The 15,541-nt window shown below is 65.0% G+C and carries 11 protein-coding genes; 9 read left to right on the top strand and 2 right to left on the bottom strand.

Going from position 1 to position 15,541, the window contains the following annotated elements:
- The first annotated feature begins 707 nt into the window (after positions 1–707).
- From AOG28_RS03475 to AOG28_RS03510, 8 genes are all read left to right on the top strand, one after another.
- Complete coding sequence (locus AOG28_RS03475) at positions 708–1,889, top strand: GlxA family transcriptional regulator (RefSeq protein ID WP_043333766.1); 1,182 nt, start codon at positions 708–710, stop codon at positions 1,887–1,889.
- A 285-nt stretch (positions 1,890–2,174) separates the two neighbouring features.
- Positions 2,175–2,936 (top strand): monofunctional biosynthetic peptidoglycan transglycosylase, encoded by a 762-nt coding sequence (gene mtgA, locus AOG28_RS03480; RefSeq protein ID WP_082388235.1) that lies wholly within the window; start codon positions 2,175–2,177, stop codon positions 2,934–2,936.
- 248 nt (positions 2,937–3,184) lie between these two features.
- On the top strand, positions 3,185–4,195 hold the full coding sequence (locus AOG28_RS03485; RefSeq protein WP_052384560.1) for a dipeptidase: 1,011 nt from the start codon (positions 3,185–3,187) through the stop codon (positions 4,193–4,195).
- A gap of 113 nt (positions 4,196–4,308) precedes the next feature.
- Complete coding sequence (locus AOG28_RS03490; RefSeq protein WP_054555326.1) at positions 4,309–4,845, top strand: DUF5943 domain-containing protein; 537 nt, start codon at positions 4,309–4,311, stop codon at positions 4,843–4,845.
- A gap of 272 nt (positions 4,846–5,117) precedes the next feature.
- Positions 5,118–7,196 carry a dimethylglycine demethylation protein DgcA gene (dgcA, locus tag AOG28_RS03495; protein ID WP_054555327.1) on the top strand — a complete coding sequence of 693 codons (2,079 nt, stop codon included), beginning with the start codon at positions 5,118–5,120 and terminating at the stop codon, positions 7,194–7,196.
- Between the two features lie 88 nt (positions 7,197–7,284).
- Positions 7,285–9,480, top strand: a complete 2,196-nt coding sequence (locus AOG28_RS03500; protein WP_054555328.1) for a (Fe-S)-binding protein — start codon at positions 7,285–7,287, stop codon at positions 9,478–9,480.
- Positions 9,477–10,931: an electron transfer flavoprotein subunit alpha/FixB family protein gene (locus tag AOG28_RS03505; protein ID WP_082388202.1), complete on the top strand. Its 1,455-nt coding sequence runs from the start codon at positions 9,477–9,479 to the stop codon at positions 10,929–10,931. Before AOG28_RS03500 ends, AOG28_RS03505 begins: the two co-directional genes overlap by 4 nt.
- A 33-nt stretch (positions 10,932–10,964) precedes the next feature.
- Positions 10,965–11,891, top strand: coding sequence for a hypothetical protein (locus AOG28_RS03510; protein WP_054555329.1), 927 nt, complete (start codon positions 10,965–10,967; stop codon positions 11,889–11,891).
- A 103-nt stretch (positions 11,892–11,994) separates the two neighbouring features.
- Here AOG28_RS03510 and AOG28_RS03515 read toward each other — a convergent pair whose 3' ends face one another.
- Positions 11,995–12,696 (bottom strand): DUF4174 domain-containing protein, encoded by a 702-nt coding sequence (locus tag AOG28_RS03515; RefSeq protein WP_082388203.1) that lies wholly within the window; start codon positions 12,694–12,696, stop codon positions 11,995–11,997.
- A 543-nt stretch (positions 12,697–13,239) separates the two neighbouring features.
- Here AOG28_RS03515 and AOG28_RS03520 point away from each other — a divergent pair.
- Positions 13,240–13,632 (top strand): DUF4168 domain-containing protein, encoded by a 393-nt coding sequence (locus AOG28_RS03520; protein WP_043333741.1) that lies wholly within the window; start codon positions 13,240–13,242, stop codon positions 13,630–13,632.
- A 153-nt stretch (positions 13,633–13,785) separates the two neighbouring features.
- Here AOG28_RS03520 and AOG28_RS03525 read toward each other — a convergent pair whose 3' ends face one another.
- Positions 13,786–15,375, bottom strand: a complete 1,590-nt coding sequence (locus AOG28_RS03525) for a BCCT family transporter (protein WP_054555331.1) — start codon at positions 15,373–15,375, stop codon at positions 13,786–13,788.
- Positions 15,376–15,541 lie beyond the last annotated feature (166 nt).

Genomic DNA, 15,541 nt, shown 5'->3' on the forward strand with positions numbered 1-15,541 from the left:
ACGCGAAACACCTCCTTTGAGGTGTGAGTGTGGTCGCCGGTAGAAATGAAAAGGCACGCGAAACACCTGCTTTGAGGTGAGCCTCAGGCGTTGAGGTATGAAAGTGCCAATCGCAGCTGATCGCTCGCCGAGCAGAGAACCTGCGTGAAAGACAGAAACGACAGTCCCGCTATCGATTGATGGATAGCGGGACTGTCGTTTTTTCGTCATGAGAAGCGGCGTTTTTCAGAACCTCAAGGCATGAAAGCCCGTTTTGGTGGCGTTTGATTATGCTGCATCAGTGGTAGCCAACTCAGGCGTTATTCTGTGCCGTGCGGCAACGATGATTTGCTGCACAGCGGCGATAAAGTCACTGCGCCAGGCAGGCGCGATGGTTTACTGTCGAGAGGTGGACAACGCACGACGTCCAGGTAGTGAATCACGACATCCCTGACGCTATCGGAATTGCAGGGGTCGCTTATTGACCTCCCCCTGATGGGGCCAATCGCCGATGTCGTCGCTGCTGGAGCCGACCCTCCGGGTTCGCTCCCTGCTGAGACCCAATAACGATAATACTGCGGACCCCCGCCGGCCTCATCAGGTCACGGGAGAGGGCACCACGAGGCCCCGGTCTGCCACTCAAGCAGATATAGAGAAGGACTCCCCTCATGGCATTGACCAGTGGCCGTTTCGCCCGCCCGTACGAAGCTCACTCATCCGCTGCAGGAATGGCTGGCGAGACGCGCCAGCCGCAGACCATCGGCTTCCTGCTGCTCGACAGCTTCACGCTCATCTCGCTGGCCTCGGCGGTGGAACCGCTGCGCATGGCCAATCAGCTGGCCGGACGCGAGCTGTACCGCTGGTATACCGTGACGCTGGAAGGCGCCCCCGTGCGTGCCAGCGATGGCCTGCAGGTCACGCCCGATACTTCCACCGAGGCGTGCCCGCCGCTGGATATCGTCATCGTGTGCGGTGGCGTCGGCATCCAGCGCTCCGTGCATCGCCCGCATGTCAGCTGGCTGCAGGCGCAGGCACGTGCCGGCCGCAAGCTGGGTGCCGTCTGCACCGGCAGCTGGGCGCTGGCCCAGGCGGGGCTGCTCGAAGGCCATGAGACCAGCATCCACTGGGAATGCCTGGCCGCGATGCAGGAAGCCTTCCCGCGCGTGCCGCTGACCACACGACTGTTCTCCATCGATCAGGACCGCGCCACGGCCTCCGGCGGTACCGCGCCGATGGACATGATGCTGACCATGATCGGTCGCGAGCATGGCCGCGAGCTGGCGGCGGGCATCTCCGAGATGTTCATCTGCGATCGCGTACGTGGCGAGCAGGACCAGCAGCGCGTGCCGCTCAAGCATGTGCTGGGCACCACCCAGCCCAAACTGCTGGAAATCGTCGCGCTGATGGAGGCCAATCTGGAAGAGCCCATCGGCCTGGACGAGCTGGCACACTATGTCGATGTCTCGCGCCGTCAGCTGGAGCGGCTGTTCCAGCGGTATCTGCACTGCTCGCCGTCGCGCTACTACCTCAAGCTGCGCCTGACCCGCGCGCGTCAGCTGCTCAAGCAGACGGCGCTGTCGATCATCGAGGTGGCCTCGGCCTGTGGCTTCGTGTCCACGCCGCACTTTTCCAAGTGCTACCGCGAGTACTTCGGCATGCCGCCGCGTGATGAGCGCATCGGTGGCGAGCGCAGTGTCAGCGTGCTGGAGGTGCCGTGTCGCGCCGATGGCGACCATCAGCTGACCGGTGTCGCCAGTCTGGAAGGGCTGCTGCACCAGTCGATCGGCCAGAGCATGGTCGGCAATGCGCCCCTGCAACCGGCCAGCGAGTCCCCCGTCTCCTCGGCGATTCTGGCACTGGCCAATGCGCGCGGTGAGCCGACCTACGCCAGCGTGCGCCTGCAGGGCTGACGCCTGCCGACTGACAGCAGCTTCCCGCAACATCCAACGCCTCTGCCGCTCCGGCAGGGGCGTTGTCGTTTTCACAGGAGCCACCGGCACGCTCTGGTACACTCGAAGGCACCAGGAAGCAGTAGCTGACACGACAATGGCTCGGCGGCGAGCCACGACACGCACGACAGGGGACGGCAAGGGATGGCACGAGGACAGCAACGCAGGCAGGCAGGCACGGAGCGTGTGGCGGGTGCACGGCGCGGGGCGACACGCCGCCCGGCGCCGCGTGCCGGCATGCGCCCGATGGAGCGTCTGCGCTGGCTGGCGGTGTGGGCATTCAAGGTCGTCGCCTGCTGGATGGTGGCCTGCATCGGCCTGGTGGTATTGCTGCGCTTCGTGCCGCTGCCGGTGTCGATGGTGATGCTGGAGAAGTGGGGCTATGGCCTGGTCACCGGCGAGCCGATGGCGCTCCAGCATGACTGGGTGCCGATGGAGCAGATTTCCAACAATGCCCGTCTGGCGGTGATCGCCTCGGAAGACCAGAAATTCCCCGATCACTACGGCTTCGATGTCGATCAGATCGTCAAGGCCATCGATGCGCGGCTGGCCGGTGAGCGTCTGCGTGGCGCCAGCACCATCAGCCAGCAGACCGCCAAGAATGTCTTCCTGTGGAACGGGCGCAGCTGGGTGCGCAAGGGGCTGGAGGTCTGGTTCACCATCCTGATCGAGATGATCTGGCCCAAGGAGCGCATTCTCGAGGTCTATCTGAATGTCGCCGAATGGGGGCCGGGGGTCTTCGGCGTCGAGGCCGCGGCCGAGCATCACTTCAATACCGATGCCGCCAGTCTTTCCGCCTACCAGGCCAGTCTGCTGGCGGCGGTATTGCCCAACCCGATCCGCTTCAATGCCGGCAAGCCCTCGGCCTATATCCAGCGCCGCGCCAGCTGGACGCGCCGTCAGATGAACAATCTCGGCATGGGCTACTTGAAGCGTCTGGAACAGCCGCGTGGCTGGTTGAGCTGGGACCTGCTGCCTTCGCTGAAGGAGCTGTCCCCCGCGCATTGACCGGCTTGACGCTACACCATCGGCTGTCCCACGACGCCCCGGCTCTCTCGAGTCGGGGCGTCGTCGTTTCAGAAACGACAGCCCTGACGCGATTCGATAGCCACGGGTCGCATCTGGCGTCAGAGGGGGAAGAGGGCAGGACTATGCTGGCACAGCCTGCTGGAGATCGTGTTCCGGCAGGCCCTGTCCGCCGGGTACGGGCAGTGACCTGACTTCCAGAGCCGCCTGCCCAGCGCCGGAGCGACATGATGTCCGAATTCTCCTCCTCCTTCGGTGGGTCCGATGCGGCCCGCGCCCTGCACGATGACAGTATCGTCATCGATGGTCTGGTGATCGCCAAGTGGCAGCGCGAGCTGTTCGAGGACATGCGCAAGGGCGGTCTGACCGCTGCCAACTGCACTGTCTCGGTCTGGGAAGGCTTCCAGGCGACCGTCAACAACATCGTCAAGAGCAACCAGTTGATCGCCGAGAGCAGTGATCTGGTCTGCGTGGCGCGCACGGCCGCCGACATCCGCGCCGCCAAGGCCGCCGGCAAGACCGGCATCATCTACGGCTTCCAGAATGCCAACGCCTATGAAGACCAGATCGGCTATGTCGATGTCTTCAAGCAGCTCGGCGTGGGCATCGTGCAGATGTGCTACAACACCCAGAACCTGGTCGGCACCGGCTGCTACGAGCGCGACGGCGGCCTGTCCGGCTTCGGCCGCGAGATGGTCGCCGAGATGAATCGCGTCGGCGTGATGTGTGATCTCTCCCACGTCGGCTCGAAGACCTCCGAGGAAGTCATCCTCGAGTCCAAGGTACCTGTCTGCTATTCCCACTGCGCGCCGGCCGGTCTCAAGGACCACCCGCGCAACAAGTCCGATGCCGAGCTGCGCTTCATCGCCGAACACGGCGGTTTCGTCGGCGTCACCATGTTCACCCCCTTCCTCAAGGCCGGCGTCAACGCCACCGTCGACGACTACGTCGAGGCCATCGAATACGTGATGAACCTGGTCGGCGAGGATGCCATCGGCATCGGCACCGACTTCACCCAGGGCCACGGCCAGGACTTCTTCGAGTGGTTGACCCACGACAAGGGCTACGCCCGTCGTCTCACCAACTTCGGCAAGATCGTCAATCCGGAAGGCATCCGCACCATCGGCGAGTTCCCCAATCTGACCGAGGCGCTGCTGCGTCGCGGCATGAGCGAGCATCAGGTACGCAAGATCATGGGCGAGAACTGGCTGCGCACGCTGGAAAACGTCTGGGGCGGCTGAGTCTGTCTGCCCGCGCCTTTTCTTGATCGCTCTTACTTGATCTCTCTTTCCTGATCTCTCTTTCCTGATCTCTCTTTTGCAATTCCCTCAAGCCCCCTTTGGAGGACACCGACATGAGCAAGATGGCCCCTGAACTGCCGATCGAAGTGGATAGCGAGACTGGCGTCTGGACGTCCGATGCGCTGCCGATGCTGTACGTGCCGCGCCACTTCTTCATCAACAACCATGTCGCGGTGGAAGAGGCGCTGGGCGTGGAGAAGTACGCCGAGATTCTCTACCACGCCGGCCACAAGAGCGCCTGGCACTGGTGCGAGAAGGAAGCCGAGCTGCACGGCCTGGTCGGCGTGGAAGTCTTCGAGCACTACATGAAGCGTCTGTCGCAGCGCGGCTGGGGTCTGTTCATCACCGAGGAGATCGATCTGGAGCGCGGTACCTGCAAGGTGCGCCTGGAACACTCCTGCTTCGTCTATCAGCAGGGCAAGACCGGCACCAGGCTCGAGTACATGTTCACCGGCTGGTTCGCCGGCGCGATGGACCAGATTCTGGCTGCGCGTGGCAGCGAGCTGCGCACCGTCGCCGTCCAGACCCAGAGCGGCGGTGAGGAAGGCTGTGACGTGGGGTATTTCGAGGTCGCTCCCGGAACAGTGTGACGTTTTCGGATCCGCCACTCTCTATTCCATGGCTCGGGTCAAGGCCCAGGCCCGGCCCAGGCAAAAGGCAACAGCACAAGCCGGCTGCCCGATCATCTCTCTGTCACGACACTCACCACCCACAACAACGACAACGCAACGCCTGAGCGCCGCCTTTCCTGACATGCAAGACGCCTGACGCCGACCCCGCCGCCACCAGCAACGACTCGTGGCGGCGGGCAGGCCAGGCCAGCGTGACGAGGCGGCGCTCTCCCCGGCGAGGAGCTCTCACCATGGCATTCGACGCACTCTTCCAGCCGATCGAGATCGGCAAGCTGACCATCCGCAACCGCGTCGTCAGTACCGCCCACGCCGAGGTGTATGCCACCGATGGCGGCATGACCACCGAGCGCTACGTGCGCTACTACGAAGAGAAGGCCAAGGGCGGGTGTGGCCTGTGCATCTGTGGTGGCTCCTCGGTGGTCTCCATCGACAGCCCGCAGGGCTGGTGGAGCTCCGTCAATCTGTCGACCGACCGCATCATTCCGCATTTCCAGAATCTGGCCGATGCCGTGCACAAGCATGGCGGCAAGATCATGATCCAGATTACCCACATGGGCCGTCGCTCGCGCTGGGACGGCTTCGACTGGACCTCGCTGATGTCACCGTCCGGCATCCGCGAGCCGGTGCACCGCTCCACCTGCAAGACCATCGAGGTGGAGGAGATCCAGCGCATCATCGCCGATTTCGCCCAGGCGGCGCGGCGTGCCAAGGAAGGCGGCCTGGACGGCGTCGAGCTGTCCGCCGTGCACCAGCACCTGATCGACCAGTTCTGGAGCCCGCGCGTCAACAAGCGCACCGATGAGTGGGGCGGCAGCTTCGAGGGCCGCATGAAGTTCGGCCTCGAGGTGCTCAAGGCGGTGCGCGCCGAGGTCGGCGACGACTTCGTGGTCGGCATGCGCATCTGTGGCGATGAATTCCATCCCGATGGCCTGTCCCACGACGACATGAAGCAGATCGCGGCCTATTACGACGCCACCGGTCTGCTCGACTTCTTCGGCGTGATCGGCTCCGGCTGTGATACCCACAACAGCCTCGCCAACGTCATTCCCAACATGTCCTACCCGCCGGAACCCTTCCTGCACCTGGCCTCCGGCATCAAGGAAGTCGTCTCGATTCCGGTGATCCACGCCCAGAACATCAAGGACCCCAACCAGGCCGAGCGCATTCTGGAAGGCGGCTATGTCGACATGGTCGGCATGACCCGCGCCCACATCGCCGACCCGCACATCATCGCCAAGATCAAGATGGGCCAGCTCGACCAGATCAAGCAGTGCGTCGGCGCCAACTACTGCATCGACCGCCAGTATCAGGGCCTCGACGTGCTGTGCATCCAGAATGCCGCCACCTCGCGCGAATACATGGGCCTGCCGCATCAGATCGAGAAGACCATCGGCCCGGTGCGCAAGGTCGTCATCGTCGGCGGCGGTCCGGCCGGCATGGAGGCAGCCCGCGTGTGCGCCGAACGCGGCCACGACGTGACGCTGTTCGAGGCCCGTGATGAGCTTGGCGGTCAGATCACCATCGCGGCCAAGGCGCCGCAGCGCGATCAGATCGCCGGCATCACGCGCTGGTATCAGCTGGAACTGGCACGCCTGAAGGTTGACCTGCGCCTGGGCACGCGGGCCGATGAGGCCACCATCCGTGACCTGCGTGGCGATGTGGTGATCCTCGCGGTGGGCGGTCGTCCGTTCATGGACCAGTTCGCCTCCTGGGGCTACGACGAAGACCCGTCCAAGAGCCTGATCGTCTCTTCATGGGACGTGCTGGACGGGCGCGTCGCGCCGGGCAGCAACGTGCTGATCTACGACAGCATCTGCGAGTTCTCCGGGGTCTCGGTGGCCGACTATCTGGCCGACAAGGGCGCCAGGGTCGAGATCGTCACCGACGACATCAAGCCGGGTGCGGCGGTCGGCGGCACCACCTTCCCGACCTACTACCGCAGCCTGTATGCCAAGGAAGTCGTGATGACCTCCGACATGGTGCTGCATGAGGTCTATCGCGAGGGCGAGGGCCTGGTGGCGGTGCTCGAGAACGAATACACCGGCACGCTGGAAGAGCGCGTCGTCGATCAGATCGTGGTCGAGAACGGCGTGCGTCCGGATGAGGCGCTCTACTACGCCTTCAAGGATGGCTCGCTCAACAAGGGCCAGATCGACGTCGAGTCGCTCTACGCCATCAAGCCGCAGCCGTGCCTGAGCCAGGCCACCGACGGGGATGATTACCTGCTGTTCCGCCTCGGTGACTGCAACGCACCGCGCAACACCCACGCCGCCATCTATGACGCCCTGCGTCTGTGCAAGGACTTCTGATGACGTGATCTGTCGAGCCGGCTGCTCCTTTGCGCCGGCTCGGCAGTCGTCCGGTCGACAGCGGGCTTGAAGAAAGAGGGTGAGCAGCATGAATGACACGATCTTGTCGGTATTGATCTTCGCCGCGCTGGCGCTGGCTGCCATCGGCGCGGTCAAGCGCATCGGCCTGTGGCGCCAGGGGCGGGCGGACGCCACGTCCATGAGTGTAGGAGAGCTGATCGCGAGCCTTGCCAAGGTACCGCGCCGCTACGGGGTGGACCTGCACCACGTGGTCGCGCGGGACCGCTACATGGCCAACACCCACGTCGCCACCGGGGGCGGCTTCGTGGCCGCGGCGCTGCTGATGGTGGTGGTCTACGGCTTCGGCATCGACTCCGCCTGGCTGGGCGTCTTGCTGCTGCTGGTCAGTGGCGCGATGTTCGGTGGCGCGCTGTTCGTGCGTCGTCGTCGCCTCGACCCGCCGGCACGCCTGTCGCGTGGCCCGTGGATGCGTCTGCCCAAGAGCCTGCTGGTGTTCTCCGCCAGCCTGTTCGTGATGAGTCTGTCACTGGTGCTGCCGGAAGGCGTCGGCGGCATGATCTCCGGCGGTATCCTCGGGCTGGTGCTGGTAGCGGGCATCGCCTGGGGGCTGCTTGAGATGATCGTCGGCATGACCGGCGGCGGCTCGCGCATCACCGGGCCGATGAAGCATGCCTTCGCCGGTGCGCTGCATCTGGCCTTCCATCGGCGTCCGGCACGTTTCAGCACCCGTGACAGTGCCGGCATCCGCGACAGCGCATTGCTGCCGCTGGACCTGACCAACCCCGAGGCACCGCTGGGTGTCGGCAAGCCGTCCGATTTCAACTGGCGTCAGCTGCTGGGCTTCGATGCCTGCGTGCAGTGCGGGCGCTGTGAAGCGGTGTGCCCGGCGTTCGCGGCCGGTCAGCCGCTCAATCCCAAGAAGCTGATCCAGGACATGGTGGTCGGCATGGCCGGTGGCAGCGATGCCGCCTACGCCGGTTCGCCCTATCCGGGCGATGAGCCCAGGCGCGCGCCCGGCCAGCATGGCGGCGGCCCGCAGCAGGCCATCGTCGGGGCCTCTCCGCATGCTCGCCCGGCAGCTCAGGCAGCGTCATCTGGGCCGATCCAGATCAAGGCGGCTGGTGAGCAGGGCGCTTCTGGTACGAAAAGTGACTCCGACAAGCTAAACCATGAATTCAAGGTACTGGTCGAGCCGGAAACCCTGTGGGCCTGCACCACCTGTCGCGCCTGCGTCGAGGAGTGCCCGATGATGATCGAGCACGTCGATGCCATCGTCGACATGCGCCGTCACATGACGCTGGAGCAGGGCGCGACACCGGGCAAGGGTGTCGAGGTGCTCGACAACCTGATCGCCACCGACAACCCGGGCGGCTTCGCGCTCGAAGCGCGTCTGCATTGGGCGGCGGACCTCGACCTGCCGCGCATCGCCGAGCTTCAGGCCGCCCGCGAGGCAGCGCGAGATCCGCGTCCGGTGGAAGCGCTGCTGTGGCTGGGTGATGGCGCCTTCGACATGCGCAACCAGCGCACGCTGCGTGCCTTCGTGCAGGTACTGCGCGCCGCCAGGGTGGATTTCGCCATCCTCGGTGCGGAAGAACGTGACAGTGGCGACGTGGCGCGTCGTCTGGGGGATGAGGCGACCTTCCAGTCGCTGGCCACCCGCAATATCGCCACCCTGTCGAAGTATCGCTTCGCGCGCATCATCACCTGCGATCCGCACAGCTTCCATGTGCTGGGACGTGAATATGCCGCCTTCGGTGGCGACTACCTCGTCAATCACCACACCAGCTACATGAATGAGTTGCTGGCGGCGGGACGTCTGAGTCTGGATGCCAGCAAGCTGGCCACGCTCGGCGCGGTCACCTGGCATGACCCCTGCTATCTGGGGCGCTACAACGGTGAATTCGAGGCGCCGCGTAGCTTGCTGGCGGCGCTGGGGCTGGAAGTGCGCGAGATGCAGCGCTCCGGTTTCCGCTCACGCTGCTGTGGCGGCGGTGGTGGCGCGCCGGTGACGGACATCCCCGGCAAGCAGCGTATCCCCGACATGCGCATGGGCGATGTGCGCGAGACCGGCGCCGAGGTCGTGGCGGTCGGCTGCCCGCAATGCACCGCGATGCTGGAAGGCGTGGTGGCTCCGGCCGGTGAAGCCGAACCCCAGGTGCTGGATCTGGCGGAACTGATGGCGCGGGCGCTGGTACTGGAAGCGTCCACGCAAGGCTTGGCGGCGTCGACCACGCAGCCCACTGACGCGGAGGTGGCGGCATGACGATTCCCGTCGATCCACACGCATCCGAGCGCGAGTCACTGCCACGCCGTGACCCGCGTCTGGAGCAGCAGGCACGCAATCGCCTGCACCCGCAGCATCTCATCGCGCTGCAGGCGCTGGGCCGCGGCGCGGCAGCCCCTCGGGAACGCTGGATGGGCCCGCAGGGCGTGATGCGTCGCGACCCGCACGTCGGCCACTTCATCGCCGCCAATGGCCGCAAACGCATCGACCGCAGTGGCCGCTCCGGGCCTGCCGCGGCGGGTTCTGGCCAGCCCGCGGTCGTGGCCAAGGCGCGCGTGCTGCCGCTGGTCGAGATCGCATCACCCGCCTTCCTGATCGCGGTGGTGCCGGACATGACCGGTGGGCGACTGTCGAGTCACGACCGCGATGTGCTGGGGCTGGCGCGTCAGATCGCCGATGCCGACCCCGCCCATCAGGGCGCGGTGCTGGCCGTCACCTTCGGCACGCTGCGTGAGGATGGTGACGCCGCCGACAGTGTCGGACTCGGCGCGGCGGGTGCCGATCGCTGGCTGCACTTTGCCGATACCCTCCACGATGGTTATGCGCCGCTGGCTCAGCTGGCGGAGCTTGAGGCCATCGATGGCAAGCTGGCACCACGGCTGTGGTTGCTGCCGGAATCCCGCACTGGCGGTGGCGAACGCGGCCGACGTCTCGGTGCGCGCCTGCTGTGTCAGGGCGATGCGCTGGCGCGGCCCAGTGGCAATGCCTATCAGCTCGACGGCGAGCTTGCCGCCATCGGGCGTGGCGAGCTTGGCGAGGTGAACGTCACCGGGCGCAGCGGCAATGGTCAGCAGGACCTGACCCGCCCGCTGACCCGTATCGTGCTGTGCGAGGCGGAATGCGCCGAGCCGGTGGAAGATGTGCGCCACGCCGCGCTGCCGCTCGAGTGGGAGGCGGCCAGTGCCGCGCACGCCGTGCCAGACGTGATCGAAGATCTTGGCCCGGTGGCCGTCGACCCCTCCGCGATCGCGCTGGGCGAGGCCGAATTCATTCTCTCGGCGGGCAACGGCATCCGCGATTGGGATGGCTTCCACCGCGCCGCCAGCCTGATGGGGGCCACCGAAGGCGCCTCGCGGGTGGCGGTGGATGACGGCTTCATGCCGCGTGCCCGTCAGGTCGGTGCCACCGGTACCTGGGTGACGGCGCGGGTCTATGTCGCGGTGGGCATCTCGGGGGCCATCCAGCATCTGCAGGGCATCCAGCGCTGCGACAAGGTGGTGGCCATCAACACCGATGGTGGCTGTGACATGGTCAAGCGTGCCGATCTTTCGGTGATCGGTGACGCCGGGGCGATTCTCGCCAGCCTCTGTCAGCAGCTCGAGGCCGAACGCAGTGCCGGCAGTGATGCCTCGGTGGCGGGTCAGGTGCCTGCCGCGGCCTCGGCGTCATCCAGTACGTCATCCGCCACGCTTGCCGCCGACGCGGCCTGAACTCGTGCCTGCGACAGGGGAAAGGAGAAGGATATGAAGGCAGATCGTTCGTCCGTTGCGCAGCAGGCCTCGGCGCCGCTTGAGGTCGTGAGTCTGGTGTCGTTGGGGCAGCACCCGGTTTCGGGGCGTCTGCGGCGCGCCGAGCAGGACGCCCGCGCCCTGGAGCTGTGTCTGGCGCTGGAGCGTCAGTCGGCGCCCGGTGCCGTAAGCCTCAGCGCCTGGCATGCCAGTGGCAGTGAGATCGCGCCCGGCAGCGAGCAGGACCAGGCGCTGCGCGGCTATCTGGGCATGGGGCTGGAGTCGTTGACGCTGGTGACGCCGAATGCTCCTGGCGCTGACCCGCTCAAGGCTGTCGATTCGTCGCTCAAGGCTGTTGATTCGCTCAAGGCTGCTGATCAGCCGGTCATCGATGTCTGGCCACTGCTGGTCACGCGCCTCAAGCAGGCGGCACCGCAGCTGGTGGTGTGTGGCGGCCAGGGCGAGACCGGTGAGGGCAGTGGCCTGCTGCCGCATCTGCTGGCGGAGAGTCTCGGCTGGCCGCTGGTGGAGGGTATCGTCGCGATCGAGAGCTGCGATGGCGCGCATCTCACCGCCTTGCAGGCGCTGCCACGTGGTCAGCGGCGACGGTTGCGCGTGAAGCTTCCGGCGCTTGTCAGTGTCGATTCCGCGGCGCCGGCGGCGCGTCAGTCGGCCTTCGCGCAGGCGCGGCGCGGTGAGCTTTCCTCACTGGCCAGCGGCGAGCTTGTCCATGATGCGCAGGCCGAAGCCTTCGGCGTGGCCCCGGCTCGCAAGCGTCCCAAGCGCTTGAAGCGCATCAAGGCGACCAGCGCGCGGGACCGCTTCAAGGCCGCGGCCGCCAAGGCCGAAGGGGGCGGTGGCAAGCGTCTGGAAGGCGTGAGCGCCGAGGAGGGCGCGGCGGAAATCCTCAAGCTGCTGCGTGAGGAAGGCGTACTGCGCTGAAGCCGCGCAGACGGTAAAAAGCCCCTGTCAGCCGAGCTGACAGGGGCTTTTTCATGCATCACAGAAGGTCGCTTCTCACAGAAGGTCGCTCCTTACAGAAAGGTCACTCCTCCCACTGCCAGTCCTCATCGTTCAAGGGTTCGGGCGAGGTGTGCTCGTCGGTGCCCTGGGGGGGCTTGCGCGCTGCCTGACTGGCTTCGCGCTGGCGCATCGGCATGTTGTCGATCACCTGATAGATCTGGTCGGGGGAGACGAAGCCTTCCTGCTGCATCTTCTTGCCGCCGTCCTTGCCCATGAGGATGACGGTGAAGGGCGCGCCCTCGCGCAATTGCATGGCATCGCGCAGGGCACGCACCTCCTCGAAGCTCATCGGCACGCCATCGTGGATGCCGCGCGTGCCCATCAGCGTATAGAGCGTCATGTCGCGTTGCTGCATCTCGCCACGCGTGGCACGCAGTTCCTCGCGCTGACGCTCGAGATCCCGGTCCTGCTCATCCGGCGCGATCAGCACCAGCGAGCGTCGGTTCCAGGTCTCGCCCAGCAGCGGGTTGGCGGCGGGGTCGACATTGGCGGCGGTCATGGTGGTCTCCGCGGTGTCCGGCGAGGTCGGGGGCGGTGGCGCGCCAGTGGATGTCTCGGCGGGCGCGTTCAGGTCGGCGTCCGAATCCAGCAGGCTGATGGCATGCACCGGCGAGCTCAGCAGCAGGGCCGGCAGCAGGGCCAGCAACAAGAGGTTCATAAGGCCCGGCGTCAGCCTGTGATGCGAGAGCCGTCGAGGCAGCGCGGGCGGTATGTGCGTGGACATGGCAGTCCTCCGGCAACGAATGTTATGAGCTGGGCTAGCCAGCCTGGGCTGCAGAAGCAGGTTGCACAGGAGAATGGCATACCCAGGATGACAGCCTCTCCTTCAAGACTAAGACAGTCGCCGAGAGTTTGCTGCCCGTTGGCGCGCGATTTATGTGGTACTTCACGACATGCCGCCCTCATTCAGCCTGTGAGAAGGCCAATGGCGACATACCGATAGCGGCGGCAACAGGTGGCATGCCTGTCCAGAGCGCGTAGCGAGCGCAGAGGCATGTCTGTATCGAGGGCGGGTCGAGTGTGTGGCGGGAAGACCTCAGGCGGCTTGCTGCAGATATTTTCACAATCGTGGCGCAAGCTGTATGCGCGTCCAGCCGTCATGACGCCCGCCATGCGCGGCCCCGCGGTTTTTACGTTGCTGATCTGCGACTCATGTAACTCTGGCGATACAGAATGTTTTCAAAGAGTTGCATGAAAAAATGAACGTCCTGTCGTCAGGCCCGTCTGAGTTAGGGCAAACACTTATTGATCACTGCTGGAGGCTGCAATGAAACGGATGACTGCATACATGACGGCTGCCCTGATTTCCGCGGGCATGATGTCGGCACCGGCGTTCGCTGCTGACGCACCGGCCCAGGGTCAGTCTACTGCCCAAGCGGCACAGGCTCAGGCTGGCGATTTCACTGACGCTCAGCTGGAACAGTTCGCTGCGGCCTCTCAGGACATCGCACGCATCTCTCAGGAATTCGCCGGCAAGCTGCAGAAAGCCGACGACGAGACTGCCAAGCAGAGCGTGCGTCAGGAAGCCAACGACGAGATGGTCAGCGCTGTCGAAGACTCCGGTCTGGAAGTCGCCACCTTCAACTCCATCGGTCAAGCGGTCCAGAACGACCCGGACCTGATGAAGAAGGTGCAGAAGCTGGCTCAGGAAAACTCCTGATTTCGCCTGGATGACGTTCGGGTCATCCAATGAAAACGCCGCCCCCGGTTGCCGGGGGCGGCGTTTTTTTGTGCCCATGTCTTGCGGCCTGTCAGTCAGCACCGCCTTGGTCAGTAAAGCGTTAGTCAGTAAAGCTTTGGTCAGCGCCGCATGTCAGGCGCCGGCGACCGGACGAATGAGCATGTCCTGTGCCTTCTTTTCCTGCATCAGACCACGGAACAGCGAATAGCACATCACCAGCAGTACCAGCGTGAACGGCAGCCCCGTGGCGATGGCACCCGCCTGCAGCGAGCCCAGCGCAGCGCTTCCGCCGCCATAGAGCAGGGCACCGGCGATCAGGCCTTCCATCGCAGCCCAGAACATGCGCTGGCTGACCGGCGCGTCGATCTTGCCACCGGCGGTGATCGAATCGATTACCAGCGAGCCCGAGTCGGACGAAGTCACGAAGAACACCAGTACCAGCACGATGGCGATGAAGGATGCCACGCCGGACAGCGGCAGGTTGTCGAGCATCTGGAACATGGCTAGCGACACGGAATCGATGCCATTGGCCAGCGCGCCGACGCCATTGATGGCCTGTTCCAGCGCGGTACCGCCGAAGACGGACATCCACACGATGGTGACGAGTGTCGGCACCAGCAGCACGGCGGTGACGAATTCGCGTACGGTGCGGCCGCGCGAGACACGTGCGATGAACATGCCGACGAAAGGTGACCAGGAGATCCACCACGCCCAGTAGAAGACGGTCCAGCCGTGGAACCAGCTTTCATCGGGGCGGCCGATCCAGTTGGACAGCGGAAGCAGATATTCCACATAGCTGAGGGTGGTGGTGCCCAGGCCCATGAGAATGGCGAGTGTCGGCCCGAAGATGAGGATGAAGATGATCAAGACGGCGGCGATGATCATGTTGATGTTGGAAAGCAGCTTCACGCCGCCATCCAGGCCGCGACTGACCGAGTAGATGGCCACCAGCGTCACCAGGATGATGATCGCGATCTGGGTCGGCAGGCCATCGCCGACGCCGAACAGGTAGTCCAGCCCCGATGCTGCCTGAGCGGAGCCCAGCCCCAGCGAAGTCGCCAGACCGAAGATGGTCGCCAGCACGGCGAGGATATCGACGATATGCCCCATCCAGCCCCAAGTGCGCTCACCGAGTATCGGGTAGAACGCCGAGCGGATGGTCAGCGGCAGGCCCTTGTTGTAGGTGAAGAAGGCCAGCGACAGCCCGACCACGGCGTAGATGGCCCAGGGATGCAGGCCCCAGTGGTACATGGTGGCGCCCAGCGCGGCGCGTGCCCCTTCCGGCGTACCGGCAGGCGCGTTCAGTGGCGTGCCGTACCAGTCGGTGTAATAGGCCACCGGCTCGGCGACGCTCCAGAACATCAGGCCGATGCCCATGCCGGCGGCGAACAGCATCGCGAACCAGGAGCGTGTCGAGAACTCGGGCTTTGCCTTCTGGCCGCCCAGGCGCAGTTTGCCCACCGGATGCACGATCAGCAGCAGGCAGAACAGCACGAAGAGGTTGCCGGCCAGCATGAACAGCCAGTCGCCATGTGCGATGGACCAGGCCTTGGCGCCGCCCAGGGCACTTTCCGCGCCCGCAGGGAAGACGATGGCAAACAGGATGAAGCTGACGATCAGCACGGCGCTGATCGCGAAGACGGGGTTGTGAACATCGAGACCCATGACCTGGACATTGTCCTGGCCGATCTCGTAGTCCGTGTCATACGGATTCGATGACATGTGGTGACCTCATGTTGTTATTGGTGTCGCCTGCCGGGCAGGGCAGCTGGCGTGAAACGAGGTGTTGTCGTGGGTGTCTCCCGGGGCTGCGATGTGGGAAGGGGGGGAATGGTAATCCGGAGCGCGGTGGCGAGTCTGACTGCGGGGCAGGTCGCCACCGGACCTC

The sequence above is a fragment of the Cobetia sp. UCD-24C genome, from assembly GCF_001306765.1.
Classification (GTDB): domain Bacteria; phylum Pseudomonadota; class Gammaproteobacteria; order Pseudomonadales; family Halomonadaceae; genus Cobetia; species Cobetia amphilecti.

Coding starts and splice junctions, on each gene's coding strand:
- AOG28_RS03475 (WP_043333766.1), top strand. CDS start 708: ATGGCTGGCGAGACGCGCCAGCCGCAGACCATCGGCTTCCTGCTGCTC.
- mtgA (WP_082388235.1), top strand. CDS start 2,175: ATGGAGCGTCTGCGCTGGCTGGCGGTGTGGGCATTCAAGGTCGTCGCC.
- AOG28_RS03485 (WP_052384560.1), top strand. CDS start 3,185: ATGTCCGAATTCTCCTCCTCCTTCGGTGGGTCCGATGCGGCCCGCGCC.
- AOG28_RS03490 (WP_054555326.1), top strand. CDS start 4,309: ATGAGCAAGATGGCCCCTGAACTGCCGATCGAAGTGGATAGCGAGACT.
- dgcA (WP_054555327.1), top strand. CDS start 5,118: ATGGCATTCGACGCACTCTTCCAGCCGATCGAGATCGGCAAGCTGACC.
- AOG28_RS03500 (WP_054555328.1), top strand. CDS start 7,285: ATGAATGACACGATCTTGTCGGTATTGATCTTCGCCGCGCTGGCGCTG.
- AOG28_RS03505 (WP_082388202.1), top strand. CDS start 9,477: ATGACGATTCCCGTCGATCCACACGCATCCGAGCGCGAGTCACTGCCA.
- AOG28_RS03510 (WP_054555329.1), top strand. CDS start 10,965: ATGAAGGCAGATCGTTCGTCCGTTGCGCAGCAGGCCTCGGCGCCGCTT.
- AOG28_RS03515 (WP_082388203.1), bottom strand. CDS start 12,696: ATGTCCACGCACATACCGCCCGCGCTGCCTCGACGGCTCTCGCATCAC.
- AOG28_RS03520 (WP_043333741.1), top strand. CDS start 13,240: ATGAAACGGATGACTGCATACATGACGGCTGCCCTGATTTCCGCGGGC.
- AOG28_RS03525 (WP_054555331.1), bottom strand. CDS start 15,375: ATGTCATCGAATCCGTATGACACGGACTACGAGATCGGCCAGGACAAT.